At 73.1% G+C, this 26,684-nt stretch carries 24 protein-coding genes; 1 reads left to right on the top strand and 23 read right to left on the bottom strand.

What is annotated here, in order from left to right:
• Window position 1: 1 nt before the first annotated feature.
• The 17 genes from ACWGKI_RS02825 to ACWGKI_RS02745 all read right to left on the bottom strand — a co-directional run bounded on the left by ACWGKI_RS02825 (window position 2) and on the right by ACWGKI_RS02745 (window position 19,942).
• Window positions 2–1,081: a prephenate dehydrogenase gene (locus ACWGKI_RS02825; protein ID WP_452184529.1), complete on the bottom strand. Its 1,080-nt coding sequence runs from the start codon at window positions 1,079–1,081 to the stop codon at window positions 2–4.
• Window positions 1,078–2,043 (bottom strand): prephenate dehydratase, encoded by a 966-nt coding sequence (locus tag ACWGKI_RS02820; protein WP_452184527.1) that lies wholly within the window; start codon window positions 2,041–2,043, stop codon window positions 1,078–1,080. Before ACWGKI_RS02820 ends, ACWGKI_RS02825 begins: the two co-directional genes overlap by 4 nt.
• Window positions 2,040–2,945 (bottom strand): ACT domain-containing protein, encoded by a 906-nt coding sequence (locus tag ACWGKI_RS02815; protein WP_380242413.1) that lies wholly within the window; start codon window positions 2,943–2,945, stop codon window positions 2,040–2,042. The genes ACWGKI_RS02820 and ACWGKI_RS02815 overlap by 4 nt, the downstream gene beginning before the upstream one ends.
• Window positions 2,945–5,236, bottom strand: coding sequence for a VanW family protein (locus ACWGKI_RS02810; RefSeq protein ID WP_452184525.1), 2,292 nt, complete (start codon window positions 5,234–5,236; stop codon window positions 2,945–2,947). Before ACWGKI_RS02810 ends, ACWGKI_RS02815 begins: the two co-directional genes overlap by 1 nt.
• 231 nt (window positions 5,237–5,467) lie before the next feature.
• The gene (locus ACWGKI_RS02805; RefSeq protein WP_452184523.1) at window positions 5,468–5,887 is read right to left on the bottom strand and encodes a DUF6113 family protein; all 420 of its coding nucleotides are present in this window, start codon (window positions 5,885–5,887) and stop codon (window positions 5,468–5,470) included.
• Complete coding sequence (locus ACWGKI_RS02800; protein ID WP_452184521.1) at window positions 5,884–6,885, bottom strand: PIG-L family deacetylase; 1,002 nt, start codon at window positions 6,883–6,885, stop codon at window positions 5,884–5,886. Before ACWGKI_RS02800 ends, ACWGKI_RS02805 begins: the two co-directional genes overlap by 4 nt.
• Window positions 6,886–6,901: 16 nt before the next feature.
• The gene (typA, locus tag ACWGKI_RS02795) at window positions 6,902–8,812 is read right to left on the bottom strand and encodes a translational GTPase TypA (RefSeq protein WP_380242404.1); all 1,911 of its coding nucleotides are present in this window, start codon (window positions 8,810–8,812) and stop codon (window positions 6,902–6,904) included.
• A 116-nt stretch (window positions 8,813–8,928) separates the two neighbouring features.
• Window positions 8,929–10,656 carry a BCCT family transporter gene (locus ACWGKI_RS02790; protein WP_380242402.1) on the bottom strand — a complete coding sequence of 576 codons (1,728 nt, stop codon included), beginning with the start codon at window positions 10,654–10,656 and terminating at the stop codon, window positions 8,929–8,931.
• Window positions 10,657–10,748: 92 nt separating this feature from the next.
• Window positions 10,749–12,530: a dipeptide ABC transporter ATP-binding protein gene (locus ACWGKI_RS02785; RefSeq protein ID WP_452184518.1), complete on the bottom strand. Its 1,782-nt coding sequence runs from the start codon at window positions 12,528–12,530 to the stop codon at window positions 10,749–10,751.
• The gene (locus ACWGKI_RS02780; protein WP_380242936.1) at window positions 12,527–13,504 is read right to left on the bottom strand and encodes an ABC transporter permease; all 978 of its coding nucleotides are present in this window, start codon (window positions 13,502–13,504) and stop codon (window positions 12,527–12,529) included. Before ACWGKI_RS02780 ends, ACWGKI_RS02785 begins: the two co-directional genes overlap by 4 nt.
• On the bottom strand, window positions 13,497–14,423 hold the full coding sequence (locus ACWGKI_RS02775; RefSeq protein ID WP_380242934.1) for an ABC transporter permease: 927 nt from the start codon (window positions 14,421–14,423) through the stop codon (window positions 13,497–13,499). Before ACWGKI_RS02775 ends, ACWGKI_RS02780 begins: the two co-directional genes overlap by 8 nt.
• 248 nt (window positions 14,424–14,671) lie before the next feature.
• Window positions 14,672–16,297, bottom strand: a complete 1,626-nt coding sequence (locus ACWGKI_RS02770) for a peptide ABC transporter substrate-binding protein (protein WP_452184515.1) — start codon at window positions 16,295–16,297, stop codon at window positions 14,672–14,674.
• 219 nt (window positions 16,298–16,516) lie between these two features.
• The gene (locus tag ACWGKI_RS02765; protein ID WP_452184513.1) at window positions 16,517–17,338 is read right to left on the bottom strand and encodes a GNAT family N-acetyltransferase; all 822 of its coding nucleotides are present in this window, start codon (window positions 17,336–17,338) and stop codon (window positions 16,517–16,519) included.
• 86 nt (window positions 17,339–17,424) lie between these two features.
• Window positions 17,425–18,201 (bottom strand): phosphatase PAP2 family protein, encoded by a 777-nt coding sequence (locus ACWGKI_RS02760; RefSeq protein WP_452184511.1) that lies wholly within the window; start codon window positions 18,199–18,201, stop codon window positions 17,425–17,427.
• A gap of 183 nt (window positions 18,202–18,384) precedes the next feature.
• The gene (locus ACWGKI_RS02755) at window positions 18,385–18,840 is read right to left on the bottom strand and encodes an SRPBCC family protein (RefSeq protein WP_380242925.1); all 456 of its coding nucleotides are present in this window, start codon (window positions 18,838–18,840) and stop codon (window positions 18,385–18,387) included.
• A 48-nt stretch (window positions 18,841–18,888) separates the two neighbouring features.
• Window positions 18,889–19,308 carry a globin domain-containing protein gene (locus tag ACWGKI_RS02750; protein WP_452184509.1) on the bottom strand — a complete coding sequence of 140 codons (420 nt, stop codon included), beginning with the start codon at window positions 19,306–19,308 and terminating at the stop codon, window positions 18,889–18,891.
• A 64-nt stretch (window positions 19,309–19,372) separates the two neighbouring features.
• Window positions 19,373–19,942, bottom strand: a complete 570-nt coding sequence (locus ACWGKI_RS02745) for a dienelactone hydrolase family protein (protein WP_452184507.1) — start codon at window positions 19,940–19,942, stop codon at window positions 19,373–19,375.
• Between the two features lie 57 nt (window positions 19,943–19,999).
• Between ACWGKI_RS02745 and ACWGKI_RS02740 the strand changes: the two genes are divergently transcribed.
• On the top strand, window positions 20,000–20,587 hold the full coding sequence (locus tag ACWGKI_RS02740; RefSeq protein WP_452184505.1) for an ArsR/SmtB family transcription factor: 588 nt from the start codon (window positions 20,000–20,002) through the stop codon (window positions 20,585–20,587).
• Between the two features lie 16 nt (window positions 20,588–20,603).
• On the opposite strand, the gene ACWGKI_RS02735 is transcribed toward ACWGKI_RS02740, so the two are convergent.
• The 6 genes from ACWGKI_RS02735 to ACWGKI_RS02710 form a co-directional block, all read right to left on the bottom strand.
• Complete coding sequence (locus tag ACWGKI_RS02735; protein ID WP_452184503.1) at window positions 20,604–21,107, bottom strand: GNAT family N-acetyltransferase; 504 nt, start codon at window positions 21,105–21,107, stop codon at window positions 20,604–20,606.
• Window positions 21,108–21,118: 11 nt separating this feature from the next.
• Window positions 21,119–22,204 carry a redox-regulated ATPase YchF gene (gene ychF, locus ACWGKI_RS02730; protein WP_380242914.1) on the bottom strand — a complete coding sequence of 362 codons (1,086 nt, stop codon included), beginning with the start codon at window positions 22,202–22,204 and terminating at the stop codon, window positions 21,119–21,121.
• Window positions 22,205–22,229: 25 nt separating this feature from the next.
• The gene (locus tag ACWGKI_RS02725) at window positions 22,230–23,030 is read right to left on the bottom strand and encodes a DinB family protein (RefSeq protein WP_452184501.1); all 801 of its coding nucleotides are present in this window, start codon (window positions 23,028–23,030) and stop codon (window positions 22,230–22,232) included.
• A 41-nt stretch (window positions 23,031–23,071) separates the two neighbouring features.
• The gene (locus ACWGKI_RS02720; protein WP_452184499.1) at window positions 23,072–24,121 is read right to left on the bottom strand and encodes a GNAT family N-acetyltransferase; all 1,050 of its coding nucleotides are present in this window, start codon (window positions 24,119–24,121) and stop codon (window positions 23,072–23,074) included.
• Window positions 24,122–24,190: 69 nt separating this feature from the next.
• Window positions 24,191–25,783: a hypothetical protein gene (locus ACWGKI_RS02715; RefSeq protein ID WP_452184497.1), complete on the bottom strand. Its 1,593-nt coding sequence runs from the start codon at window positions 25,781–25,783 to the stop codon at window positions 24,191–24,193.
• Window positions 25,753–26,574, bottom strand: a complete 822-nt coding sequence (locus ACWGKI_RS02710) for an ABC transporter ATP-binding protein (protein WP_380242906.1) — start codon at window positions 26,572–26,574, stop codon at window positions 25,753–25,755. Before ACWGKI_RS02710 ends, ACWGKI_RS02715 begins: the two co-directional genes overlap by 31 nt.
• Between the last annotated feature and the right edge of the window lie 110 nt (window positions 26,575–26,684).

The raw sequence follows: 26,684 nt of genomic DNA, 5'->3' as shown, positions 1-26,684 counted from the left end.
GTCACCCCCGCTCGGAGGAGGCCTGCCGCGGCACGCGCACGTGCACCGCGTCGTCGTCGACGCCGGTGACGACGGCACCCGCCGTGCAGCGCGCGACGAGGGCGTCGACCAGCTCGGCGCGCCAGCCCGTCCCGACCGCCAGGCTCGCCGCCGAGCCGTCGGGCCGCGGACCGCGGGCCGAGCGCCGCTCCCGCACCTCGTCGGCGGCGTGGAAGACGTCGTGCAGCGAGCCGTTCGTCTCCAGCGCGCCGATGACCACCTCGAGGTCGCGCACCACCTTGCGCAGGGCGGGCGCCACCCAGGCGGCGTTCTCCGTGACCATCGCCTCCGTGCGGGCAGGATCGGTGAGCGCCACCCGGGTGCCGTCGCGGAAGCTGCCGGCCGCCAGGCCGAGCGCGAGGTCGCGCACGGGCGCGCCCGCCACGGCGTTGAGCAGCTGCGTGGCCACGACGTGCGGCACGTGGCTGACCAGGGCGGCCGCCTCGTCGTGCCGGTCGTCGGTGACCACGGCCGCCGTGCCCGCCAGCGGCCCGGTCACCAGGCGGAGCACCTGGGCCAGACGGGTCGGCTCGTCCGGCGCGGCCGCGCCGGGGTCGGCGACCGTCACAGCCCAGGGCGCGCCGTCGAGCAGGGCCGCGTCCGACGCGCCGAACCCGCTGTGCTCGGTGCCGGCCATCGGGTGCGCACCCACGTACCGGTCGCCCAGGCCCGCGGCCCGTACCGCGGCGCGCACCGGCCCCTTGACGCTGCCGACGTCGGTGAGGGTCGCACCGCCGTCGCCCAGGAGCGGCGCGAGCTCCGCCGCCGTCGCCCGCACGGCCCGCAGCGGCACGGCCAGCACCACCAGCTCGGGACCCGCCGCGCACAGCCGGGCGAGGTCGTCCTCGACGCGCAGCCCCACCGCCCGCGCGTCGGCGCGGGTGCCGGGGTCCAGGTCGGTGGCGACGACGTCGACGCCGCGCGCCGCCAGCAGCCTGGTCAGCGACCCTCCGACCAGGCCCAGCCCGACGACCCCCACGGTGCCCGTGCCGCGAGAGCGCGAGCCGGGGCCGGGACCGGGGCCGGGGCCGTGCGAGGTCACCACAGCAGCCCCTGCGCGAGGGTCGCCGCCGCGTCCTGCTGCCGCACGCTGCCGGTCGGCGCGTGGTCGGGCAGCACACCGTCCAGGCCCGGGCCGCCGGGCGACACCGGGAAGGCGCCCAGCACCTTGAGCGAGTCGCCCGCGCCGAGGAGGGCGGCGAACAGGTCCCGCACGCGCGGCTCCCAGGGTGCGCCGTCGAGCGTCACGACGAAGACGTACTGGCTCTCGCGCACCTTCAGCGGACGTTCCACGAGGCTCGTCATGTTGACGCCGCGCGCCGCGAACTCGCCCGTGACCCGCGCGAGCACGCCGGGACCCGTGACGACCGGCGTCATCGCCAGCATCGTGCGCCACGTGCCCGGGCCGGCGGCGCGGACCGGCGCCCACGCCTCGTCGGCCGCGTCGCGGCGGCACAGGACGAGGAAGCGTGTCCGGGCGCCGGCGAAGTCCTCCACGCCCGTCGCGAGGGTCTCCAGGCCGTACAGCTCACCGCACAGGCGGGGGCCGAACGCGACCTGGTGGTCGCCCAGGTCACGGCACGCCGCCGCGTTGGAGGACGCCGGCACGGGCAGCAGGCCACGCTCGGCGACGAACCGGCTGCACTGCGCCAGACCGTGCGGGTGGGCGGTGGCCTCGCGCAGGCCGGGGCCGCCGGCCCGCCCGGGGCGGACGAAGGCGTCGAACGACACGTCCAGCACGACCTCGTCGACCGCCACCACGTCAGGGCTGCCCAGGAGCGCGTCGAGCGACGGCACCACGTACCCCTCGACCGAGCTCTCGATCGCGACGACCCCGCGGTCGGCGGCGCCCGACGCGACCGCGTCGTGCACCTCACGGACCGTGGACAGCGGCTCCTGGCCCGCCCCTGTCCCCGAGCCGCCCGACCTGCCCGGCCGCCCGGTCCAGCGGCGCGCCGCCTCGTGGGTGAACGTGCCCTCCGGCCCGAGGTACGCGACCGTCATGCCCCGGCCTGCCCGCCCTCTGCCCAGCGCGGCGCGAGCGGCACCGGTCCCGGCACGAAGCCCTCCCCGGGCAGGACCGCGAGCGTGCGGTGCGCGACGCCGCGGGCGTCCAGCTCGGCGACGAGGCCGTCGAGCACGGCGACCGACGGGCAGCGGAAGGAGGTGAAGAAGACGTGCGGCCCGTGGGTCGACGGGTGGCTGCGCAGGTGCTGCAGGTCGACCCCCGCGGCCGAGAGCACGGCCAGGGTGTCCTGCAGCGACCCGCGGTGGTCGTCCGACGGCCCCACGGCGAGCCAGACCTGGGCCGGCACGTCGAAGCGCGGCCACGCTGCGCGCGCCTCCAGCAGTCCGTACCAGACCGGACGGCGGCCGGCGAGCCGCTCGCTGCCCGGCACCTCCGCCCACCCTGCCGGGACGCGCGACCGCTCGACGACGATCGAGCCCGCCTGGCCGGCGAGCGCGACCCGCTCGTCGACGGACGTCCGGGTCGGCACGAGCCGCGGGCTCACGCCCATGCCGCGCAGCAGGTCCTGGCAGTCCCGCATCCCGGCCTCGTCGATGACGACCTGGCCGCCCGACGCGCCCGCCGGGGCGACCCACACCCACTGCGGCGCGACGGCGACGGCCGCCGTGACGATCAGCGACGGGTCGCCCGCCAGGATCGCCTCCTCGAGCGCGGGCGACGGCTGCTCCGGGTGGCCCAGGTGCACGACCGCGGCGAGGTCGTCGATCGTCGCCACCGTGGCGAGCGTGTCCGACGTCGTCCCCAGGTCGAGCAGCTCGAGCGACTCGTCCGCCACGGCCGTGACCACCACCGACCCCGCGGCGACCCCCGACCACCCCGCGTCGTGCGCCGCCTGCGCGGCGTGCGCCGGGGACTCGCGTTCCGAGCGTCCGAGCATCAGTCCTCCTCGGTCTTGCCGTCGTCGCCGCCGTCGGTGCCGCTGCCGCCGGTGTCGTCCTTCGCCTGCCGCTCGTCGTCCCGGTCGGCCTTCGGCTGGTCGCACACGACCGGGTTGTCGGGCTTGTAGGTCCAGGTCTTCGACTCGTCCTTGACCTGCTTGCCGTCGCGGAACACCTGGCGGTAGTTCGTGATCGTGAAGCCGTCGCTCCCGCCGGGGTAGCTCTCGCACGACGCGCCGGAGCTGTGCACGGCGGTGGCGGGCACGATGTTGTGCTTGTCGCCGGCCCTCGTCGTGACGTCGTAGTACGGGGTGGACCAGATCGCCACGTGCACCTCGCCGCCCGAGACCCACGACTGCATGACGGCGCCGTACGGCGTGTCGTTGGTGAACTTCATGTCGATGGCGCCCACGTAGATGGTCGCCTCGCGCCCCGCCGGGTACCGGTCGAACCAGTAGCTGTGGGGCTGGTGGCCCGCGTCGTCGTACCCGGCGAAGTAGGCCGCGTTGTAGGTGGTCGTGGCCATCTGCGACAGCCCGCCGCCGATCGCGTCGGTGTGCACGCCGTTGCTGATGACGCCGGACTGCACGTACCCGTTCGCCGCCGAGACGGGCGACAGGGTGTCGAGCAGTGAGAACGTCTCGCCCGGGGCGACGAGCGTGCCGGTGACGAGCTCGGCGCCGCGGATCAGGTTCCGGGTCCTGACCGTGTCGCTCGTCAGCGGGGTGGCGAACTGGGAGACGACCTCCTTGACCCCCATCTTCTCCAGCCCCTCCTTGGTGCGCTCGGGGTCGCGCTCCGTCAGCTCGAGCTGCACGGTGCGGTCGTCGCCGACCGCGGCCTTCCCGACGGCCGCCGCGGTGTCGTCGGGGTCGAGGGACGTCCCCTGCTCCCCGCCCTCGACGACGGGCTTGCCGTCGCGGAACACGAAGTGGGCGTCGTCCGGCTCCGTGAGCAGGTCGTCGGTCTCGTCCACCACCACCGAGACGATCTTCTCGCCGTCGAAGCGCGCGACGAGCGCGCCGTCCGTGTTCTTGTAGGTCGTCACCTGGCCGAGCGTCTTGCGTCCGAGCTCGGCGGTCTGGTCGCCGACCTCGACCTCGACGGGGCCGCTGACGACCTGCTTCGCCTCGGCCAGGGCCGTGTCCGTCTCGTCCTGGGTGACCGCCGGGGCGACGGTCTTCGTCGGCAGGTCGACCGGGCCCGAGGCGACGAGCCACGCGTCGGCCACGGCATCCACCGACTCGTCCACCACCACGCTGGAGCCGTCCTTGGCCTTCGTGGCGACGGCCTTCCCGGCCCGGAAGCCGACCGTGCCGTCCACGGGCTCCACCTGCAGGGACTCCTCCAGGCCGGAGAGCGTCTTCGTCAGTGCCGTCCGGCTGACGTCCACGACGGGGTCCACCTCGCCGCCGCCGACGACGTGCTCCCACAGGCGCGTGGGGTCGAGCGAGAAACCGGTCAGCCCGTCGACCGTCCCCTCCGCGTCGAAGGACAGGCCTGCGTCGGCAGGGTCGACGGTGCTCGTCGCCTCGCCCGCCTGGACCGTGATCGGCTCGGCGGCGCGGGGCCCCAGACCGTCGTCCAGCGCGGACACCGCCGCGGCGCTCTTCATCCCGCCGATGTCGACGCCGGCGACCGACGTGCCCTTCGGCACGGTGCCGGCGACGGCCATCTGCGCCCCGGCGTAGAGGCCCGCGACCACGACCAGGCCGACGCCGGCCCAGAGCGCGACCTTCGGCGCACGGCTCGGGGCGCCGTCCCCCGCCAGCCCGTCGAGCGGGGAACCCCCGGAGCCGGCAGGCGGAACAGCCGGACCCGCTGGGCCCGTGGGACCTGCCGGGCCGGCGGGTCCGCCAGGCGCACCAGGAGCGCCCGTGGCGGCGAACGGCGCGGCAGCCGTCGTGGACACGGCCGGCAGCGCCTGGGTGGGCGCCCCGGTCGACGGCGCCGGCACCGTGGCGATGATGCGCTGCTCGTACAGGCGCACCCGGGGCTGGTACGGGACCTCGGACTCCGGCGACTCGGACTCCGGCGACCCGGGCTCCGGCGACCCGGGCTCCGGCGACCCAGCCTCCGGCGACCCAGGCTCCCGCGGCGGAACAGGGGTGGACCCGGGCGCGCTCCCCGGGGCCGCCGCCGAGACCGTGCCGGGTTCGGTGCCGGGTCCGGTGCCGGGGCCGGTGCCGGGGCCGGTGCCGGGGCCGGTGCCGGTGCCGGGTCCGGGACGTGCGGGCTCGGCGGGTGCGGACCCGGTGCTCTCCGGATCGCGCTCGGTCGGGTGACCCATGCAGAGGCTCCGTCAGGGTGAGGTGCGGGGACGACGCCCCGGGAGGACAGGTGACGCGGGGCGGGCCCGCGTGCAGGATCCTACTCGGGAGCCCCCGACGCACGGCCCCGCAGTTCGGGTGAAAGCGTCATTTCGGACTCGGGTTCGCACACGTTCGTCACCGTGGCCGCCATGGCGCGCACGGGACGGTCACACCCGACCGGTCACACCCGACCGGTCAGCCCCGACCGGTCAGCCCCGACGGTCGGTGAACCAGGAGCGCGGCAGGAACGCGCCGACGAGGAACATCAGGAGTCCGCCGTAGGTCCACACGAGGCCCACCGCCTGAGCCGGGACGACCACGTCCCCGCCGGGCCCGGCGACCGAGAGCACCTGCACGGCCACGACCCAGCCCGCGCCCGCGGCCAGCAGCGGGCCGAGACCCGCCCACGCCCGGCACAGCACTGCCGTCGAGAGAGTGATGGCGAGGGCCAGCACGATGCCGAGCGGCAGGTCGTGCCACTGCGTGCGGTGCGCCACCGTGCCCAGCACCCCGACGACCGCGCCGAGGGCCAGGGCGAGCACCGCGCGCGCGGCGGACCGCCACCACCGGCCGGGACGGGCCGGGACGGAGCCGGTGGAGGGCGACGTCGGGTGCACGGGCGTGGTCATCGCGACGAGCCTACCGGCGCGGACACCAGGTACGACTCGTGCGCGAGCACCGGGGCGAGCACGCCGTTGCTCAGCGCGTACCACCCGAGGAGGCCGGTCGCCGCCCTGGCCGCCGAGGCGTGCTGCACCTGCGTGGCGTGCGCCCGCATCGCCTCGAGCACGCGGTCCAGCACGGGTGCGACGTCGACGGTGCGCACCTCGCCGGTCGAGAGCTCCGCGTCGTGCGCGGCGAGGGGAGGCAGGTCCTCGTCGGGGTCGGGGAACGTGAGGCCCGCCCGGGCCGCGAGAGTCCGGGCGTCCGGGTCGGCGGCGAGGGCGCGGCGCCCTGCTCGCAGCGCCGCGGAGGAGGCGACCGCCTGCCAGAACTCGGCGCCCGCCCACGGCTCCCCCGGCAGGCCAGCACCGGGGTCGGCGGCGAGCGCGAGCGCGCGGGCCGTGACCTCGTGGGTGCGCACGTGGTCCGGGTGGCCGTAGCCGCCGCGCGTCTCGTAGGTGGCGACGACGTCGGGCCGGTGGGCGCGCACGAGCGCCGCGAGCCGCGCCGCGGCGTCGTCCAGCGGCACCCGCGCGAAGGCGGTCGGCGGCGCGTCGTCCGCGGGCCCCGCGATCCCCGGGGCGACCCACGTCATGCCCGAGTCCTCGAACCGGGGACGACGGCCGGAGCCAGGGTCGCCGGACGCCTCGGTCCCCCGGGCGGGCCGTGCGTCCGAGAGGTCGGCCGCGTCGAGGAACACCTGCCCGACGGCGTCCGGACCGCCGCCGAGCGCGGCGACGGCCGCGGCCACCTCCCCCTCGCGGTGGGCGGCGAGCGCGGGACCGTCGCCCTCCAGCCGGGCCAGGCCCGTGGGGTGCGCGGGGGTGTCGATGACCTCGCCCCGCTCGCCGCGGGTGCAGGTCACGACCGTGACGGGACGCCCGGCGGCCGCCCACGAAGCGATCAGCGCACCGGTCGCGAGGGTCTCGTCGTCCGGGTGCGCGTGCACCGCGAGCAGCCCCACGGGCGTCGCCGGTCGATCAGGCGCGCTTGGCGCGGGCGACGGCGCGAGCGCGGGAGGTCGCGTCGAGCTCGACCTTGCGGATGCGCACGACCTCCGGCGTCACCTCGACGCACTCGTCCTCGCGCGCGAACTCGAGGGACTCCTCCAGCGTGAGCTTGCGCGGCGGGATGAGGTTCTCGAAGTTGTCGGCGGTCGAGGACCGCATGTTCGTCAGCTTCTTCTCCTTGGTGATGTTGACGTCCATGTCCTCGTTGCGGGAGTTCTCGCCGACGATCATGCCCTCGTAGACCTCCTGCGTGGGGTCGACGAAGAACGAGCCGCGCTCCTGCAGGTTGATCATGGCGAACGGCGTCACCTTGCCCGCACGGTCGGCCACGAGGGAGCCCGTGTTGCGCGACTCGATCGGACCGTGCCACGGCTCGAAGCCCTCGGAGATCGAGGCGGCGATGCCGGTGCCGCGCGTCTCGGTGAGGAACTGCGTGCGGAAGCCGATGAGGCCGCGCGCCGGGACCATGAACTCCATGCGCACCCAGCCGGTGCCGTGGTTGCTCATCGTCTCCATGCGGCCCTTGCGCTGCGCGAGGAGCTGCGTCACGGCGCCGAGGTACTCCTCGGGCACGTCGATCGTCATGCGCTCCATCGGCTCGTGCCGCTTGCCGTCGATCTGCTTGGTGACGACCTGCGGCTTGCCGACGGTGAGCTCGAAGCCCTCGCGGCGCATCTGCTCGACGAGGATCGCCAGCGCCAGCTCGCCGCGGCCCTGCACCTCCCACGCGTCGGGACGCTCGGTCGGCAGCACCTTGAGCGACACGTTGCCGATGAGCTCCGCGTCGAGGCGGTCCTTGACCTGGCGCGCGGTGACCTTGTGGCCCTTGCCGCCCTTGCCGGCCAGCGGCGACGTGTTGATGCCGACGGTCATCGAGATCGCCGGGTCGTCCACCGTGATCAGCGGCAGCGGGCGCGGGTCGTCCACGTCGGTGAGGGTCTCGCCGATCATGATGTCCGCGATGCCCGCGACGGCGACGATCTCGCCCGGGCCGGCCGACTCGGTGGGCACCCGGTCGAGCGCCTTGGTCTCGAGGAGCTCCGTGATCCGGACGCTCGACAGCGTGCCGTCGTGGCGGGCCCACGCCACCGTCTGGCCCTTGCGCAGCGTCCCGTTGAAGATCCGCAGCAGCGCGAGGCGGCCGAGGAACGGCGACGCGTCGAGGTTGGTGACGTGCGCCTGGAGCGGCATGTCGGCGTCGAACGTGGGCGCCGGGATCTTCTCGAGGATCGTGGCGAACAGAGGCTCGAGGTCCTCGTTGGCGGGCAGCGCGCCGTCGCCGGGCTGGTCGATCGACGCACGGCCGGCCTTCGCGGACGCGTAGACGACGGGCACGTCGAGGATGGCGTCCAGGTCGAGGTCGGGCACCTCGTCGGACAGGTCGCTCGCGAGGCCCAGCAGCAGGTCGGTGGTCTCCCCCACGACCTCGGTGATGCGGGCGTCCGGGCGGTCGACCTTGTTCACGACCACGATGACGGGCAGCTTCGCGGCCAGCGCCTTGCGCAGCACGAAGCGGGTCTGGGGCAGCGGGCCCTCCGACGCGTCGACGAGCAGCACCACGCCGTCGACCATCGACAGGCCGCGCTCGACCTCGCCGCCGAAGTCGGCGTGGCCCGGGGTGTCGATCACGTTGATGGTGATCCCGCCGGGCTCGCCGACGCTCGCGGCCGACGGACCGGCGTACCGGACCGCGGTGTTCTTCGCGAGGATCGTGATCCCCTTCTCGCGCTCCAGGTCGCCGGAGTCCATCACGCGGTCGTCCACGTGCTGGTGGGCGGAGAAGGCGCCTGCCTGGCGCAGCATGGCGTCCACGAGGGTCGTCTTGCCGTGGTCGACGTGGGCGACGATCGCCACGTTGCGCAGGTCTGAGCGCACAGACATCGAGGGTCTCTTTTCCTGGGGAGGGAGGGGTGGCCCGCGATCGGGCCTCGGCTATCTTACCTGCCGCGCGAACCCGCTCGCGGACCGGCCCCGGACCCCGCCCCGACCCGCCCCGCTCAACCGCCCGCTGGACCGCCCGGTCCGCGCCCGTCGTCCGGTCCCGGCTCCGGCGCCCTGCCGGGCTTGGTGTCCCGCCGTCGGGGCACGCGCAGCCGGAGCGCGCCGGGCGCAGGCGGCAGCACGTTCTCCCAGCGCCCGGCGAGCGTCGTCGCGACCTTCTCGGTCACGTGCTCGGTGAGCGCCGTGCGTGCCGCCCGCCGTTCGGCGCGCACGATCGCGCGGTGCTCCACCCCGAGCTCCTTGACGATCGAGACAGCCATCCCGATGAGCACGAGCGAGAACGGCAGGGCGATGAGGATCGCCGCCGTCTGGAGGGCCTGCAGACCGCCCGCCAGCAGCAGCGCCGCCGCGACGAGGCCCTGGAGCACGGCCCAGAACAGCCGGCTCCACAGCGGCGGGTTCGGGTTGCCGCCGTTGGCGAGCATGTCGACGACGAACGACCCGGAGTCGGACGACGTGACGAAGAAGACGACCACCAGCACGATGCCCGCGACGGCGAGCCACGTGCCGCCGCCCGGCAGCGACGCGAAGAGCTGGAACATCGCCGTGTCGGTGTTCACGCCTCCGGTCGCGGGGTCGAGCATGCTGCCCGGCTGCGTCATCTCCTGGTGCAGGCCCGCGCCGCCGAACACGCTGAACCAGATCGTGGCGACGGCCATCGGCACCGCGAGCGTGCCGAGCACGAACTCCCGCACGGTGCGGCCGCGGGAGATCCGGGCGATGAAGACGCCGACGAACGGCGCCCAGGAGATCCACCAGCCCCAGTAGAAGATCGTCCAGCTCGACTCCCACGCCAGGCCCTCGTCGCCGCGGAAGGCCAGGGTGTCGAAGGTCATCTGGATGACGTTCGCGAAGTAGTACCCGAATGACTGCACCCAGCTGCGCAGGAGGAACAGGGTAGGCCCGATGACCAGCACGACCACGAGGACCACGCCCGCGAGCACCATGTTGCCGTTCGACAGCCACTTGATGCCCTTGGAGAGACCGGAGGCGACGGACAGCGCGGCGAGCGCCGTGATCGCCGCGATGAGGCCGATCTCCAGCGCCGTGCTGGGCTCCACGACGTCCAGGTAGCCCAGCCCGTGCGCGACCTGCAGCACCCCGAGGCCGAGCGACGTGGCGACGCCGAAGACCGTGCCGATGATCGCCACGACGTCGATGACGTTGCCCAGCCAGCCCTTGACCCGGTCGCCGAGCAGCGGCTCCAGCGCCCAGCGGATCGACACGGGCCGGCCCTTGCGGTGGATCGCGTACGCGAGCGCGAGACCGGCGACCACGTAGATCGCCCAGGCGTGGAAGCCCCAGTGCACGTAGGTCTGGGAGATCGCCGCCTGGGCGAGGGTGGCGTCGTCGCCGGTGACGCCCGGCTTCGGGCTGACGAAGTGGGACAGCGGCTCGGACACGCCGTAGTAGACGAGGCCGATGCCCATCCCGGTGGCGAAGAGCATCGAGAACCAGACCGGGAGCTTGAAGTCCGGCGTCTCGTCGTCCGGGCCCAGCACGATGTCGCCGAACCGGCTGAGCCCCATCCAGATCGCGAAGATCACGAAGCAGGCGACGAGGAGGACGTAGTACCAGCCGAACGCGCCGATGACCTCGGACTGGAGCGCGTTCATCACGTTCGTCGTCGCGTCCGTGGCGAAGACGGCGAGCAGCACGAAGAGCAGGATGATGCCGGCTGCAGGGTAGAAGACCCCGCGGGACAACGTCGACGCGCGCGTCATGCCCCTCACCCTGACGCCGAGTGCCCGGGCCGGCAAACGGAAGAGGGGCCGCCCGGCGCTGCCGGACGGCCCCTCTCGCGTCGTGCGTCGCGTCAGCCCGCGATCGCGGCGCCCTCCAGGCCGGCGCCGGGGATGGCAGCCAGGAGGTCACGCGTGTACTGCTCGCGCGGGTTGTCGAACACCTCGTCGGTGGTGGCCTGCTCGACGACCCGGCCCGTCTGCATGACGACGACCTGGTCGGCGATCTGGCGGACCACCGCGAGGTCGTGCGTGATGAACAGGTACGACAGCCCCAGCTCCGACTGCAGGTTGCCCAGCAGGTCGAGGATCTGCGCCTGGACCAGCACGTCGAGGGCGGACACGGCCTCGTCGAGCACGATCACCTCGGGACGGAGGGCGAGCGCCCGCGCGATGGCGATGCGCTGGCGCTGGCCGCCCGAGAGCTCGTTCGGGAAGCGCCGCATCGCCGACTGGGGCAGCGCCACCATGTCGAGCAGCTCGCGCACCCGCTTCTCGCGCTCCTTCCTGGAGCCCACCTTGTGCAGGGCGAGCGGCTCCTCGATGGAGCGGAAGATCGAGTACGTCGGGTCGAGCGAGCCGTACGGGTTCTGGAACACCGGCTGGATCCGGCGGCGGAACGCGAAGGCCTCCTTGGTGGAGAACCGCGAGATGTCCGCGCCGTCGAACTCGACCGTGCCGGACGTGGCGTCGAGCAGCCCGAGCACCATGTTCGCGGCGGTCGACTTGCCGGAGCCCGACTCCCCCACCAGCGCGAGCGTGTGCCCGCGCTTGAGGGTGAAGCTCACGTCGTCGACGGCCTTGAACTCCGTCGACGCCCCGGGCCTGCCACCGCGGATGTTGAAGACCTTGGTGAGGTTCCGGGCCACGACGATGTCCGACGTGCCGGCGGCCTGCGCCCCGGCGCGGGGCACCGTGGCGTCGAGGTCGGGGGCCAGCAGGTCGTCCGACTCCTCGCCCGCCTCGCGCGCCACCTGGATCCGGCGGGACGCGAGCGACGGCGCGGAGGCGACGAGACGTCGCGTGTACGGGTGCTGCGGGTCGGCGAGGATCTGCCGGGCGGGGCCCGACTCGACCACGCGGCCCTTGAACATCACCACGAGGTGCTCGGCGCGCTCGGCGGCCAGGCCCAGGTCGTGGGTGATGAACAGGACGGCGGTGCCGAGCTCCTGCGTGAGCACCTCGAGGTGGTCGAGGATCTGCCGCTGCACGGTGACGTCGAGGGCCGACGTCGGCTCGTCCGCGATGAGCAGCTTCGGCCGCGAGGCCAGGCCGATCGCGATGAGCGAGCGCTGCCGCATGCCGCCCGAGAACTCGTGCGGGAACTGCCGCGCGCGCCGCTCGGCGTCGGGCAGGCCGGCCTCCTGGAGCAGGCCCGCGACGCGGTCCTTGCGCTCCTGCTTGCCGCCCTCGAAGCCGTTGGCCTTGAGCGCCTCCTCGATCTGGGTCCCGATGCGCCAGACCGGGTTGAGGTTGGACATCGGGTCCTGCGGGACGAGGCCGATGTCGCGGCCGCGCATCGCCTCGATCTCCGTCCGGGGCAGGCCGACGATCTCGCGGCCGTCGAACATGATGCTGCCGCCGGTGACCTTGCCGGTGCCCGGCAGCAGGTCGATCACGGCGTGCGCGGTCGTCGACTTGCCGGATCCCGACTCGCCGACGATCGCGACCGCCTGGCCGGGGTAGACCGTGATGTCCGCGCCGCGGACGGCGTGCACCTCGCCCTCGGAGGTGTTGAACGTCACCTCGAGGTCGCGGATCTCGAGCAGGGGCTTGTCGGTCCCGGCCTCGTAGCTCGAGCCGTCGCCTCCACCCGCGGGCAGGTTGCCGTTCGTCACGGGGAACTGTGTCGTCATCGCTTCCGTGCCTTCGGGTCGAGGGCGTCGCGAACCACGTCGCCCATCATGATGAAGCCGAGCACCGTGAGAGCCAGGCCGCCGGCCGGGTAGAAGAGGATCTCCGGGGCCACGCGGATGGACCTCTGCGCCATGCTGATGTCGCCGCCCCACGAGACCGTGCTCGGCGGCAGGCCGATGCCGAGGAAGCTCAGCGTCGCCTCGGCGACGATGAACGTGCCCAGGGCGACGGTCGCGTACACGATGATCGGCGCGGCCGAGTTGGGCAGGACGTGCCGGAGCAGGATCTTGCCGCGGCCCATGCCGAGCGAGCGGGCGGCCGTGACGAACTCGTTGTTCTTCACGGACATCACCGTGCCGCGCGTGATGCGGGCGATGGACGTCCACCCGAACGCGGCGAGCACGAAGGCGACGGTGAAGCTCGTCCGGTTGGTCGTGACCGACATGAAGACGATGGCGGCCAGCACCAGCGGGATGGCGAAGAAGATGTCCGTGATGCGCGACAGGACGGCGTCGAACCAGCCGCCGTAGTAGCCGGCGACGGCACCCATGGCGGTGCCGATGATGACGACCATCACGGTCGACATGACGCCCACGAGCACCGACGCGCGGGCGCCGTAGATGGTGCGGGAGAAGATGTCGCAGCCCTGCTTGTCGAAGCCGAAGATGTGCCCCGGCTCCGGCCCCGCGAGGGAGTTCGACAGCTCGCACTCGTACCGGGGGTGGATGTCCGTGAACCAGCCGGGGAAGGCGGCCACGATGACGACGAGGACGATGATCGCGGCCGACACCCAGAACAGCGGGCGGCGGCGCATGTCGCGCCAGGCCTCGCGCCACAGGCTCGAGGGCGCCGCGTCGGCCCGGACCGCGTCGACGGCCCCGAGGCCGCCCTCGTCCACCGCGGCGGCGAAGTGCTCCTGCCCGGGGCGGGGTCGCCGCCCGCCGGGCACGGTCTCGAAACGGTTCTCAGGCATAACGGATCCTCGGGTCGAGGGCGGCGTAGAGGAGGTCGACGAGCAGGTTCGCGAGGATGTACACGAGGACCAGCACCGTGGTGATCGCGACGACGGTCACGTTCTCGCCGCGGATGATCGCCTGGTAGAGCGTTCCGCCGACGCCTTGGATGTTGAAGATGCCCTCGGTGACGATCGCCCCGGCCATGAGGTTGCCGAGGTCGGCGCCGAGGAAGGTCACCACGGGGATGAGCGAGTTGCGCAGCACGTGGCGGCCGGTGACCTGGGTGCGGCTCAGGCCCTTGGCGCGCGCGGTGCGCACGTAGTCGGCGCTGAGGTTCTCGCCCACCGACGTGCGGGTCAGCCGCAGCACGTACGCGAACGACGTCGCTGCCAGCACCACCGCGGGTAAGAACAGCTCGTACAACCCTGGGTCGTTGCCGACGCTGACAGGGAACCACCCCAGCTTCACGCCGAAGATGAACTGCAGGACGAAGCCGATGACGAAGGTCGGCACCGCGATGACCACGAGGCTGAGGACCAGCACCGTGCCGTCGAAGATGCCGCCCTTGCGCATACCGGCGATGAGTCCGAACAGGATGCCGAACACGCCCTCGAGGATGAGGGCCATGATCGCGAGCTGGAAGGTGATGGGGAACGCGTGCGCCATCACGTCCGTGATCTCGCGGCCGCGGAAGTCCACCCCGAAGTCGAGCGTGAACACCCCGCGCAGGAACAGCAGGTACTGGACGATGAACGGCTTGTCGAGGTTGTACTCCGCGCGGATCTGCTCCTGGACCGCCTCGGGGAGACCGCGCTCCCCGCCCAGGCCGGCCACGGGGTCACCGGGACGGAGGAACACCATCGCGTACAGCAGGAGGGTCGCCCCCAGGAACACAGGGATCATCTGCAAGAGCCTGCGTCCGAGATACCAGAGCATGTGTGTTGTCTCCTCGTTCGCTCCGGGGATCCCCCGGGCTACGGGTCGTTGTCCGGCCGTCGTTGCCCGGACAGCCACGGGGGCGGAGCGTGCGTCGTCGGCACGCCCCGCCCCCATCACGGTCGGGTGGCCGACCGCGACGCTACAGGACGCGGTCGGCGGGTTCCGAATCGGACCGCCGACCCAGGGCTCGCGGACGGGGTGCCCGTCCAGGATGCCCTGGGTCGACGGTCGTCATCGGACGGGGGTCACGAGTTCTTCGTGACCTGGTACAGCAGCGGGTCGCTGTCCCAGCCGAACACCACGTTGTCGACGTCCTCGCCGTAGCCGGCGGTGACGTTCTGGTACCAGAGCGGGATGCCAGGCATGTCCTTGAACAGGATCGTCTGGGCCTCCTTGTAGAGCGCGATCGCCTTCTCGGGCGTGTCGGCGCCGTTCGCCTCCTTGAGCTTGGCGTCGAACTCCTTGCTCGAGTACTGCGCGTCGTTCGAGCCAGCACCCGTGCCGTAGATCGGCCCGAGGAAGTTGCTCATGGCCGGGTAGTCGGCCTGCCAGCCGCCACGGAACAGGCCCTTGAGGGTCTGGTTGTCACGCGCGTCGAGGAACTCGTCGAACGTGGGGAACGGGGCGAACTCGCAGTCGACGCCGAGGGCGCTGCGGATGTTGTTGCAGACCGCGTCGACCCAGGTCTGGTGGTCGGAGTCCGCGTTCGAGGCGATGGTGATCGCCTTGTCACCGAACTTCGAGATGCCCTCGGCCTGGTCCCACAGCTGCTTGGCCTTCTCGGGGTCGTACTTGAGGACCTCGTTGCCCGGGATGTCGTCCGACCAGCCGTCGATCACGGGAGACGTGAAGTCGGTGGCCGGCGTGCGGGAGCCGTTGTAGATCGTCTTGGTGATCTCGTCACGGTTGATGGCCATCGAGACGGCCTGGCGACGCATGTGCCCCGCCTCGCCGCCCCACTCAGGCAGGTACTCCGGGACGTTGACGACCTGGATGACGGCCGACGGCTGGTTGACCGCACGGTCGCCCAGGTCGTCCTCGAACGTGGCGAAGGCCGACGACGGGACGTTGGTGACGATGTCCAGGTTGCCCGAGAGGAGGTCGTTGTACGCGGTGTCCTCCTCGGTGTAGGCGATCAGGTCGATGCCACCGTTCTGGACCTTGCGCGCACCCTGGTAGTCCTTGTTCGGGCGCAGCGAGATCTGCTGGTTGTGCTCCCACGAGTCCAGCATGTACGGGCCGTTGCCGACCGGCTTCTCACCGAAGGCCTTCGGGTCGTCGAAGAACGAGTCCGGCAGCGGCATGAACGCCGCGTAGCCGAGACGGGTCTTGAAGTCGGACTCGGGCTGCATCAGCTTCACCGTGAACTCGGTGTCCGACACGACCTTGAGGCCCGTCAGCTCCGAGTCCTTCTCGTACGAGAAGCCCTCGATGGGCTCGAAGAAGTACGACAGGTTCTGCTTGTTCGACAGCTTGGCGCCGTAGTTCCACGCCTTCACGTAGCTGTCGGCCGTCACCGGGGTGCCGTCCGTGAACTTCCAGCCGTCCTTGATCTTGATCGTGTAGGTCTGCTGGTCTTCGGTGTCGATGGACTCGGCCATCTCGTTCTTCACGGCGCCGTCGGCGTCGTAGTACACCAGGCCGGCGAAGAGGTTGTTGATGACCTTCGAGCCGTAGGTCTCGTTGGTCATCGTGGGGATGAGCGGGTTCTGCGGCTCGCCGTTGCTGACCGTCACGATGCCGGTCGTGGGGCCGCCGTCGCCGCCCGTGGCCTCGGGGTTGTCCCCGGATCCGCCACCGCACGCAGACAGCAGCAGGGCCGAGGCCAGGGTGAAGGCCCCGATGCCTGCAAGTCGTCGTCGAGGTGTCACGTGTCCTCCTGAGTTGGGTCGCTCATCGGAAGGGGTCGCCCCTCGATGAGGTACAGGCGCGTGTGCGCGCGCACTGCACTGTGCGCCGGTGAGCCTAGTCACGTCTGGGGCCCCGGTCATACCCTTGGTCCGGTTTGCGCCCGTAACCGTGACCATTCCGGTATCTCGTCGCAACCTGCGGGACACGCCGTCCCACGCCTCGGCCGCCCTCAGGAAGCGTCAGCGGCGCCACTCGTACGGCGTCGTGGTGGACACCTTGACCAGCCCGGACCGCTCCAGGATGGGCCGGGAGAACTCCGTGGAGTCGCTGTGCATGTACCGCTTGCCCCGTGCCAGGGCGGACCTCGCCCGCGCGGCGGTGAGCGCCCGGTAGATCCCGCGGCCGCGCCACTCCGGGCGGGTGGACCCGCCCCACAGGCCGGCGAACTCGGTGCCCGCCACCGGCTCGAGGCGCCCGGCGCTGACCACCCGGTCGTCGGCCTCGGCGACCCACAGCTCCATCTCGGGGTAGAGCTCCTGGCGGCGCAGGATGTCGTCGGCGTGGCCCGAGGTGGCGGGGTCGTCACCGAACACCTCGTCGGCCATCGCCGACATGGCGCGCACGTCCGCCTCCTCCGTGACCTGGCGGAGGGTCACCCCCGCAGGCAGCGGCACGTCGGCGACCAAAGAGCTCACCTCCCCGATCATGATCGACTCCGGCTCCTCGGGCACGAAGCCGTGGTCGACGAGCGCCTCGTGCAGCCCCGGGGCGACGTCGTGCCCCCGCGTCTTCCACTCGACCCGCGAGATCGTGGCGTCGTCGCGGAAGTGCGCGAGCGCCGCGGCGACGAAGCCCCGGATCGTGGCCGCGTCCGCCCCACCGAGGTCGCGATAGGTGATGAAGCCCCGGCCACCGCCGAAGGTCACGAGACGCACAGGCCCGAGCCGGCTCACGGCCAGGGCACCGGGGGCCTCCGCATCGGTGCGCAGCTGGGTGTCGTAGGCAGCCAGGAGGCTCGCGGGGGCTGCGCCGGTCGGCGAGCCGGGAAGGGGTGAGTTCACGGCGGACACCCTTCCAGAGGCGCTCGCCCCCGGGCAACGGAATTCGTCCGGCGCCACGGAGTCCGCAAGCCGCGGGTCGGAGCGGTTCAGGGACGATGCCCGCGGGAGGTCCGGCGCAGGACCCGCCAGTCGCCGCGGTCTGACTCGACGAGCAGGCGCAGCAGGAGGCCGCCGACCAGCAGGCCGCCCACGAGGTCCGTGACCCAGTGCCAGCCGAGGTAGTACGACACCGCCACGGCGTTGGTCGCGATCGCGCCCACCCCGAACCGCAGGGCACGCATCGTGCGCGCCGACGCCGCCGTCCACCGTCCCACCAGGTACACGGCCGTCCCGTAGACCAGCACCGCCTCCGACGCGTGCCCCGAGGGAAAGCTGATCCCGTTCCAGCCGAGCTGGCGCAGGCCGCCGTCAAAGAGGTCGGCGTCGTCCGTGGTCGGCGCCGGGCGGGCGAGGACCACCTTGAGCAGGCCGACCCCACCGTAGAACGCGAGCTCGGCCATGGCCGCGCAGCACAGGGGACGCCAGGTGCGACGCCGCCACGACAGGGCCACGGCGACCACCGCGAGCAGCGGCAGGCAGACCGCCTGCCCGGCGATCGGGTCGAGCACGTGCTGGATGAAAGGCTGCAGCCTCGGGGTGAGCTCCCTGGCCCAGTGCCCGTGCGCGGCCTCGTCGAGCCGCTGGGACGGCCCCGCCGCGAGGAGGGTCACGACGACCAGACCGACCAGCAGCGCGGGCGCCGACGTCAGCCGGGAGAGCGGCTCGTCGTGCGAGGGAGCCGGCCCGAATCGGCCCTCACCCCTCGCCGCAGGGCGCGGGCGGTCGAGGGCGCCCGGGGGCGAGGTAGGAGCCTGGAGCAACATCAGAGGGAGGGTAAGCAGCCCGACTGGGCGCCGGCTGTCCCCGCGCGGCCCAGAGACCGGGCGACGCGCGGGGCCACGACGGCAAGCAAGGAGCTGACCTGCATCGATACCCCGACCGGCCACGCGCACGACCGTGTCGTGTGGCGTGCCCCACGCCGGCGACGCCGGGCGTGGCGCCCCCGCTCAGCCGCGCGGCGAGAGCGCCTCGACGAGCCACTGGTTGCGCGTGCGCAGGAGCCTCGTCATGTAGCGGGTCAGGACCACGCGGTCCACCAGCCGGCCCAGCGGTCCTGCGGGGGACGTGAACTCGACCGTGTCGGTCATCCGGGTGCCACCGGGCACCGGCTCGAACCGGTGCTCGTGCCACCACCGCCGGAACGGTCCCGCGACCTGCTCGTCGACGAACCGGTGCGGCGCGTCGTGGGTGCTGATCCGCGACGTCATCCGGAACGGGACGCCGAAGTGCCGTGCCCGCCAGGTGACGGTGTCGCCGGGCCCCATGACCCCGGTCGTCACACCGCCGACGGCGCGCTCCCCCGACCGGCTCATCGACGCGGCGTGCGCGTCCACCGACAGGCTCGCCGCGAAGCAGGACTCCGCGGACGACGGGATCACGGTGGTCAGCACGATCGTCGGCACCCGGCGATGGTAGGCCCGCTCCCTGGGTGACCCGGCTCCGGGCCGATCTCAGGCCTGCGGCAGGGGCAGCCCGGCGGGCACGGCGTCGCGGCCACGGCCGTAGGCGCGCATGGCGACCGTCTGCCGCTCGAAGAAGTCGCCGACGCGAGCACCGACCTCCGGCCCCACCCCGACGTCGTCCAGCGCGCGCCGGAACAGGGTGACGCAGACCTCGTCGAGGTCGGGGTGCTCCCCGTTGCCGGCGTGCATGCGCTGCATCCTCGACTCGTCCCCGTAGCCCCCGGTGTATAGCCGCGGGCCGCCGAACGCCTCTGCGAGGTACGCCGCGAGCCGCTCGTCGTGCTGCGGGTGCAGCATGCCGTGCGAGAACGGGTGCGAGGCCACCGGATCCGCCAGGCAGAGCGCGTTCCACCGTCGGCACACCGCCAGGAGGACGTCGAAGCCCCCGACGTCGTCGTACAGGCTCATGCCCTCAGTATCGGCACCCGGCCGACGTTCGCCCGACGACGCTGCCCGCTCGGTGCCGCGGCGCTCACGAGAGCGTCGCCAGGAAGTCCCGCACCCGGCCGAGCAGCAACGCCGCCGCCTCCGCGTCGTAGCCGCTCAGCGACGAGTCGGCGAACAGATGGGCCGTGCCGCGGTAGAGGAACAGCTCGGCGAGCGGCGTGGTGTCGGCCAGCTCGCGGGCCGCCGGCAGGTCCTCGGCGAACCACTCGTCGTCCACGCCACCGTGGACCTGGACCGGCACGCCGTCGGGCCATGCGCCGAACTCGGCGACGGGAAGGCACCCGTCGACGAAGACCGCCGCCTGCGCCCCGGGACGGGTCTGCGCGAGCCGCTGCGCGGGCATCACCCCCAGCGAGAACCCGGCGTAGACGACTCCGGCAGGAAGCCCCTCCGCCGCCGCGACCCCTCGGGCGACCACCGTGTCGAACCCGATCTGCCGGGCGTGCGCGACGCCGGACTCGACGTCGTCGAACGTGCGCCCCTCGAACAGGTCGGGGACGTGCACGGTGTGGCCGGCGGCGGACAGCTCCCCGGCGAACGCACGCACCCCCGGTGTGAGCCCCTGCGCATGGTGGAACAGGACGATCTCGGCCATGACACCCTCCAATGAACCAGAAATACCGAACGTTCTAGAACGTTAGTATGTTCGACCATGGACGGCAAGACCCCCGACTACGACCTGGAGGACCGCCGCGTCCTGACCGACGCGGCCCAGGTCCGCGCGCTCGGCAACCCCCTGCGCACCACGATCCTCGGCCTGCTCCACGAGCGGGCTGCGAGCGTCACCGAGCTCAGCACCGCCGTCGACCGGCCCAAGAGCACGGTCGCCCACCACGTCAAGGTGCTCACCGAGGCCGGCCTGCTGCGAGTGGTGCGGACGCGGCGGGTGCGCGCGATCGACGAGGCGTTCTACGGCCGGACCGCCCGGATGTTCCACGTCTCGCTCGACGGGCACGACGGCGCGGCGCCCGACGACGGCGGACAGGGCCGACCGCTGGACTTCAACGACCTCGAGGTCGCCGCCCGCGAGTCCCGGCCGGCCTACCTGGAGGGACAGCTGTGGGGCTTCGTCCGGCACGCCCGGATCGACGAGCAGCAGAAGGAGGAGTTCTGGCAGCGCATGGCGGCGCTGGTGGAGGAGTTCGACACCCTCCCCCGGCGGGGCGAGGTGGTGCACGGGTTCGCGATCGGCGTGTACCCGGTCGCGGGCTACCCGCAGCTGCCGCGGCCGACCGACTGAGCCACGACGCGTCCTCTCAGGCCGGCCGTACCCACCGGGTCCAGTCGTCCTGAGGGCGGTACCCCATCGCCGCCCAGGCACGGGCGCCGAGCGCGTTCTCGGAGAGCACCATGGCGTCGAAACGGATCGCCCCCAGGGTCCGTAACCGGTCCTCCGCCGCCTCGACCAGCCGCCGTCCGACGCCCTGCCCGCGACACCCCGGGTCGACCGCCAGCCGGTACAGGTGAGCGCGCCAGCCGTCCCAGCCGGCGATCACGGTGCCGACGATCACGCCCGCCTGCTCGGCCACGAGGAGACAGTCCGGGTCTCGCCCGAGCAGGTTCTCGACCATCGTCGCGTCGTCGGCCGGCCGGGACGCGTTCTCGCCCGCCACGGCCCAGAAGGCGAGCAAGGCGGGGATGTCGGCGACCTCCCCGCGGCGCAGCACCACCGCCGGCACCCCGGCCTCGCTGCCGTGCCCGTCGCCCGACGTCGGTGTCGACGTCCGGCGGTCCGCCTCGGTCATCTCGTCGCCCGCCATGAGACGTCGGACTAGACGTTGAAGCGGAACTCGACGACGTCGCCGTCCTGCATGACGTAGTCCTTGCCCTCGACGCGCGCCTTGCCCGCGGAACGGGCGGCCTGCACGGAGCCCGCCTCGACGAGGTCGTCGAACGAGATGACCTCCGCCTTGATGAAGCCGCGCTCGAAGTCCGTGTGGATGACGCCGGCAGCCTGCGGGGCGGTCCAGCCCTTGCGGATCGTCCAGGCGCGCGACTCCTTGGGGCCGGCGGTGAGGTACGTCTGCAGACCGAGGGTGTGGAAGCCCACGCGGGCGAGCTGGTCGAGGCCCGCCTCCTCCTGACCGGAGTCGGCGAGCATCTCGCGGGCGTCCTCCGGGTCGAGCTCGACGAGCTCCGACTCGAACTTCGCGTCGAGGAAGACGGCGTCGGCCGGGGCTACCAGGTCGCGCAGGCGCTGCTGCATCCCCTGGTCGGCGAGGCCGGCCTCGTCGGTGTTGAAGACGTAGATGAACGGCTTGGCCGTCAGCAGCTGGAGCGACGCGACGTCGGCCAGCTCGAGTCCCGCGGCCTTCGCACCCTGGAAGAGGGTGGTGCCCGACTCGAGCACCTTCTGCGCGGTGGTGGCGGCGGCGAACAGCGCGGCGTCGCCCCGCTTGATCTTGACCTCCTTCTCCATCCGCGGCAGCGCCTTCTCCAGCGTCTGGAGGTCGGCCAGGATCAGCTCGGTGGAGATGGTCTCGATGTCGCCCTCGGCGTCCACGGACCCCTCGACGCGGACGACGTCGCCGTCGTCGAACACGCGGGTGACCTGGCAGATCGCGTCGGCCTCGCGGATGTTCGCGAGGAACTTGTTGCCCAGGCCCTCACCCTCGGAGGCGCCCTTGACGATGCCCGCGATGTCGACGAACGACACGGTGGCGGGCAGGGTGCGCTCGCTGCTGAAGATCCCGGCGAGCGTGTCGAGCCGGGGGTCGGGCAGCGGGACCACGCCGACGTTGGGCTCGATCGTCGCGAACGGGTAGTTCGCCGCGAGCACCTGGTTGCGGGTCAGTGCGTTGAAGAGCGTGGACTTGCCGACGTTGGGCAGGCCGACGATGCCGATGGTGAGTGCCACGTCGGGAGAGTCTACGTGGCGTGCCCTACCCGGCAGCCCGGGCGCGGTCCTCGAGCGTCGCCAGGTCGCGCTCCACGAACCGCAGGTGCGCCCAGTGCTCGCCCGCGACGACGCCGAGGCTCTGGTAGACCGCGCGGGTGAAGCCCTCGGGAGCCCACGGCGGGAGGCGCGGCGCCCGGGCCGTCGCGTCAGAGCCCGCGAGGTCGTCGTAGAGGGCGAGCACCTGCGCGACACGGTCGGCGTGGGCGGCGAGGGTCTCCTCCAGCGAGGGCTGCGCCGCGAGGTCGACGCCGAGCCGCGCCACCTCGGGCTCGTACTCGGTGAACGGCAGCCCCGCGTACCAGAAGGCGTCGTCGATCCCCCGCAGGCCGTACCGCACCCACCCGTCCATGGCGAACACCAGGTGGCGCAGCGTCTGCGCCGTCGACCACTCGCCGTCGACCGAGGCGTCGACGGCACCGGGTGCCAGGGCGGCTGCGCGCGCGAGGTGCGCGTCCCACGCCCGCAGCGCCGCCTCGAGCGACGCGCGCTGCTCGGCGAGGTCCGCCGACCGGGCATGCTCGCGACCCGGGTAACGACGGTTCAGCTCGGCCTCGATCAGCGGCACGACCTCGACGCCGTTGACCCGCAGCCCGGTGATCTCGCCGTCGACGTCCCCGTCCGTGAGGTCCACGCCGCGCAGCACCGCGCCGGGCATGAAGGTCTGGTCGAACCGTGCCCCGTCGAGCCGGGCGAGGCGGAAGGTGGCCCCCGTCAGGTCGGCCTCGACGAACCGGGCGCCCCGCAGCTCGTCCTCCGGCCCGAACCGGGTCCCGTGATCTGCCATGCGCCGACGGTAGGCGGGGCCACCGACACCCGCGCGGCCTGTCAGGCGTCGACGTCCTGGTGCCACGACTCCGTGACGTACGACGTGCGCCAGCCCCAGCTCTCGTAGAGCGCCGCGGCACCGGTCGGGCTGTCGGCGTCGACCTCGAGGCCGACGCGGTCGCGCCCGCGGGCCGCCGCGTCCTGGACGACGGCGAGCAGCAGCGCCGTCGCGACCCCGCGACCGCGCGCCCGGCGGTCCGCGCCGAGGTACTCGACGTAGCTGCCCTCCTTGCCGGACGGTCCCGAGGGCAGGGCCGCGCCGACGAGCGCTCCCATCGGCTCCGGCTCGTCCTCGGGGCGCTCCGGGTCGTCGACGAGCGCCAGCCACCAGTGGTCCCAGCGGTGCCCCGGGTCGGCCCGCAGCCGCACCAGGAACTCGCCGAAGCTCTCGCGGTAGGAGTTGAAGTGGTCCTCGAACGCGCTCTCGAGCACGCGGTGCACGGTCTGCAGGTCCTCGGCGACCGGCAGGCCGTCGTCGTGGGTGGCGACCCGGCGCACCGTCACCCCCGGCCGCGGGTCCGGCAGGACGCCGCGCAACGCCTCCTCGGGCACCACGGGGCGGCTCATCTGCAGCCAAGAGCGCGCCAGGACGTACCCCGCGGCGTCGAGCCAGCGCCGCTGGGTCACGTCCCCGGCGTACGCGCCGGCGTCGAGCTGGGTGCGCGCCAGCCCGCGCTGGGCCGCGAGGGCCCGTCCCTGCTGCGCCCCCCAGGCGTAGCACGCGGCCGCCAGGTCGTCCGCCTGCGGCACGTCGCGGTCGACGTCCACGCTCACCACGACGCGCCCGGCGGCCCGGTCGTGCGCCGTGGCCCAGGCCCGGATCACGCCTTCCGGGTCGCGCGCCACCAGCTGGCGCCGCGTCCACGACATCGGACCGGTCACCTCGGCCGCGAGGGCTTCCTGGTTCACCACGGACGAGCCGGTGAACGGCGCCGCGACGGTGCCGCGGAGCTCACCGAGACGCGGCAGGTCGCCGAGGTCGGGGACCGAGGCCGTCCAGCGCTCGGGGAGGGGCAGGTGCTCGGGGCTCAGGGACGTCACGTCCACCATTGTCGCAAAGGTTCCTTGGCGAGACCGTGACCGGGTCCACAGGATCGCGGGTCGCGTGCCGTCGGAACGTCAGCCGAAAGCCATCACCTGTTGCAGCAGCTCGGGGAGCCGGCGGTCGTAGGTGCGGGCGCCCCAGCGCACCCCGAGCAGGAGGACGAGGGCCCCCGTGACCAGCCCGACGCCCAGCGCCGCCCACCCGAGCGCGGCCTGGGGCAGCAGGATCGCGGGCACCGCGAGCGCCAGCGTGGGCACGCACACCGCGAAGATGATCCCCATCGCCGCGAGCTGGGCGACCATGGTCGCCATCGTCGCGCCCTGCGGCGTCTTGAACGGGCTGTCCCCGGGCTTCGGCACGGGGTAGACCAGCCGAGCGGAGACCGCGCTCGAGATCCCGAGCGCCGCGCCCAGCGTGCCCGCCGTGAGGCCGAGCAGGGCGGGCAGCGCGTCCCACCGCCCGGCCACGGCGCAGCCGACCAGCGCGAAAGCCACGGTCAGCGGCACTCCGCCGACCAGGACCGGCAGCACGCGCCCCCACCTGTCGGCGCGGCCCGGCGTGCCCGTCGCGACATGCAGCGCGAACGCGGTGTTGTCGTAGCCGATGTCGTTCGAGATGCCGAACCCGAGCAGCCACGCCGCCAGCGGGGCCATGACCAGCAGGAACGCGCCGCCCATCCCGTTGCCGAGGCCGACCACGAGGAGCACCAGCGGCACCAGCGGCACCATCGCGACCGACGCCGCGTAGCGCGGGTCGCGCAGCCAGTACGTCGCGGCACGCGCCGCGACGGCGCCCGTGGGGGTCGCGGGAAGCCGACCGAACCAGCCCAGCCCCTTGGCGGCCGAGGCCGCGCCCCCGCCCCGGGGCGTCACGAGCTCGCGCGCGAGCGCCCGGTCCCACACGACCCACGCGAGCGCGAGCGTGCCGAGGGCGATCAACAGGCGGGCCAGGGCCAGCATCCAGGCACCGTCGTGCACGGCCGACGGCAGCGCCCAGGGGGCGCCGAGCGGCGTCCATCCCACCACCTGCGCCAGCGGGCCGAGGACGGCGCCGGGGCCGCCGGCCGCGTCGGCCGTGCCCTCGAAGCCACCGGCGAGCCAGCCGAACGCCGGGCCGATGAGGACGAGGGGAACCACGGCCACGACGGCCAGCACCTCGCGGTAGCGGCGCGAGTCCAGCAGCGGCGCGAGCGCCGTCGTCGTCGAGCGCGAGCCCACCACGCACAGCGCGGTCGCCAGGACCCCGCCGACGAGGGCGGCCACCAGCGCCGCGGGGTCGCGCCACCACGCGAGCGAGACGCCGAGCGCCCCGAGGGTCGTCACCGCCGCGGGCACCGACACCAGGCCGCCCAGCGCCAGTCCGACGAGCATCGTGCGCCGCGGGATGGCGAACGTGACGAAGCGGCGCGGGTCGAGCGTCGCGTCCACGCCGAACGCGAGGACGGGCACGAGCCACCACGCGAGGACCACCAGCGCCCCGACGACGGTGACCACCTGTCCGGTGAGCTCGGGGTCGGCGGCGCCGCCCGCGACGGCGCCGACCAGCACGAGCACCAGCACGCCCAGCCCGTACAGGGAGGCGACGACGAGCCCGATCGTCTGCCACACGCTCCGGCGGAACGTGTTGGCCAGGAGGGTCAGCTTGAGGCGGACGAGCTGCGCAACCACGCCAGTCCCTCCGACTCCCGGCGGCCGCCCACGAGGTCCACGAACCGGTCCTCGAGGCTCTGCTCGCCCCGCACCTCGGCGACGGTCCCGGCAGCGAGCACGTGCCCGCCGGCGATGACCGCCACGTGCGAGCACATCCGCTGCACCAGGTCCATGACGTGGCTCGACACGACGACCGTGCCGCCGTCGTGGACGTAGGCGTGCAGGATGTCGCGGATGTTCGCCGCGCTCACCGGGTCCACGGCCTCGAACGGCTCGTCGAGGACGAGCACGCGCGGTGCGTGGATCATCGCCGACGCGAGGCCGATCTTCTTCGTCATGCCGGCGGAGTAGTCGACGACGAACGTGTCCCGGTCGCCGGCGAGGTCCATCGCCCGCAGCAGGTCCTCGGTGCGCTCCGCGACGGTGTCCCGGTCCAGCCCGCGCAGGAGCCCTGCGTAGGTGAGCAGCTGCGCCCCCGTGAGGCGGTCGAAGAGCCGCACCCCGTCGGGCAGGACGCCCAGCGTGGCCTTCGCCGCGTCGGGCCGTGCCCACAGGTCGGTGCCGTGCACGTGCACCGAGCCGAAGTCGGGGCGCAGCAGCCCGGTCGCCATCGACAGCGAGGTCGTCTTGCCGGCGCCGTTGGGCCCGACGAGTCCGAAGAACGACCCGGTCGGCACGTCGAGGTCGACGCCGGCGACGGCGATCTTCTGCCCGAACCGCTTCCACAGCCCGCGCAGGCTGAGCGCGGCGCCGAGGTCGGGCGGGACGGGTGCGGGGGCGGCGGGCGGCGGCCCGGTCTGGTCGCTCACGGGTCAACCGTAGTGGGCAGCGACCGGCCCGTGCACCGAGCGTGGGGGGGTGTTTACCCCATACAGCGGGTGTGGGTGTAAAAAGCGCACGAGGCGGGGGGGGGCGCCCG

The sequence above is a fragment of the Isoptericola sp. NPDC055881 genome (assembly GCF_053615895.1).
The sequence above is the reverse complement of the archived record's forward strand: the minus strand, read 5'-3'. Positions and strand labels throughout refer to the sequence as shown.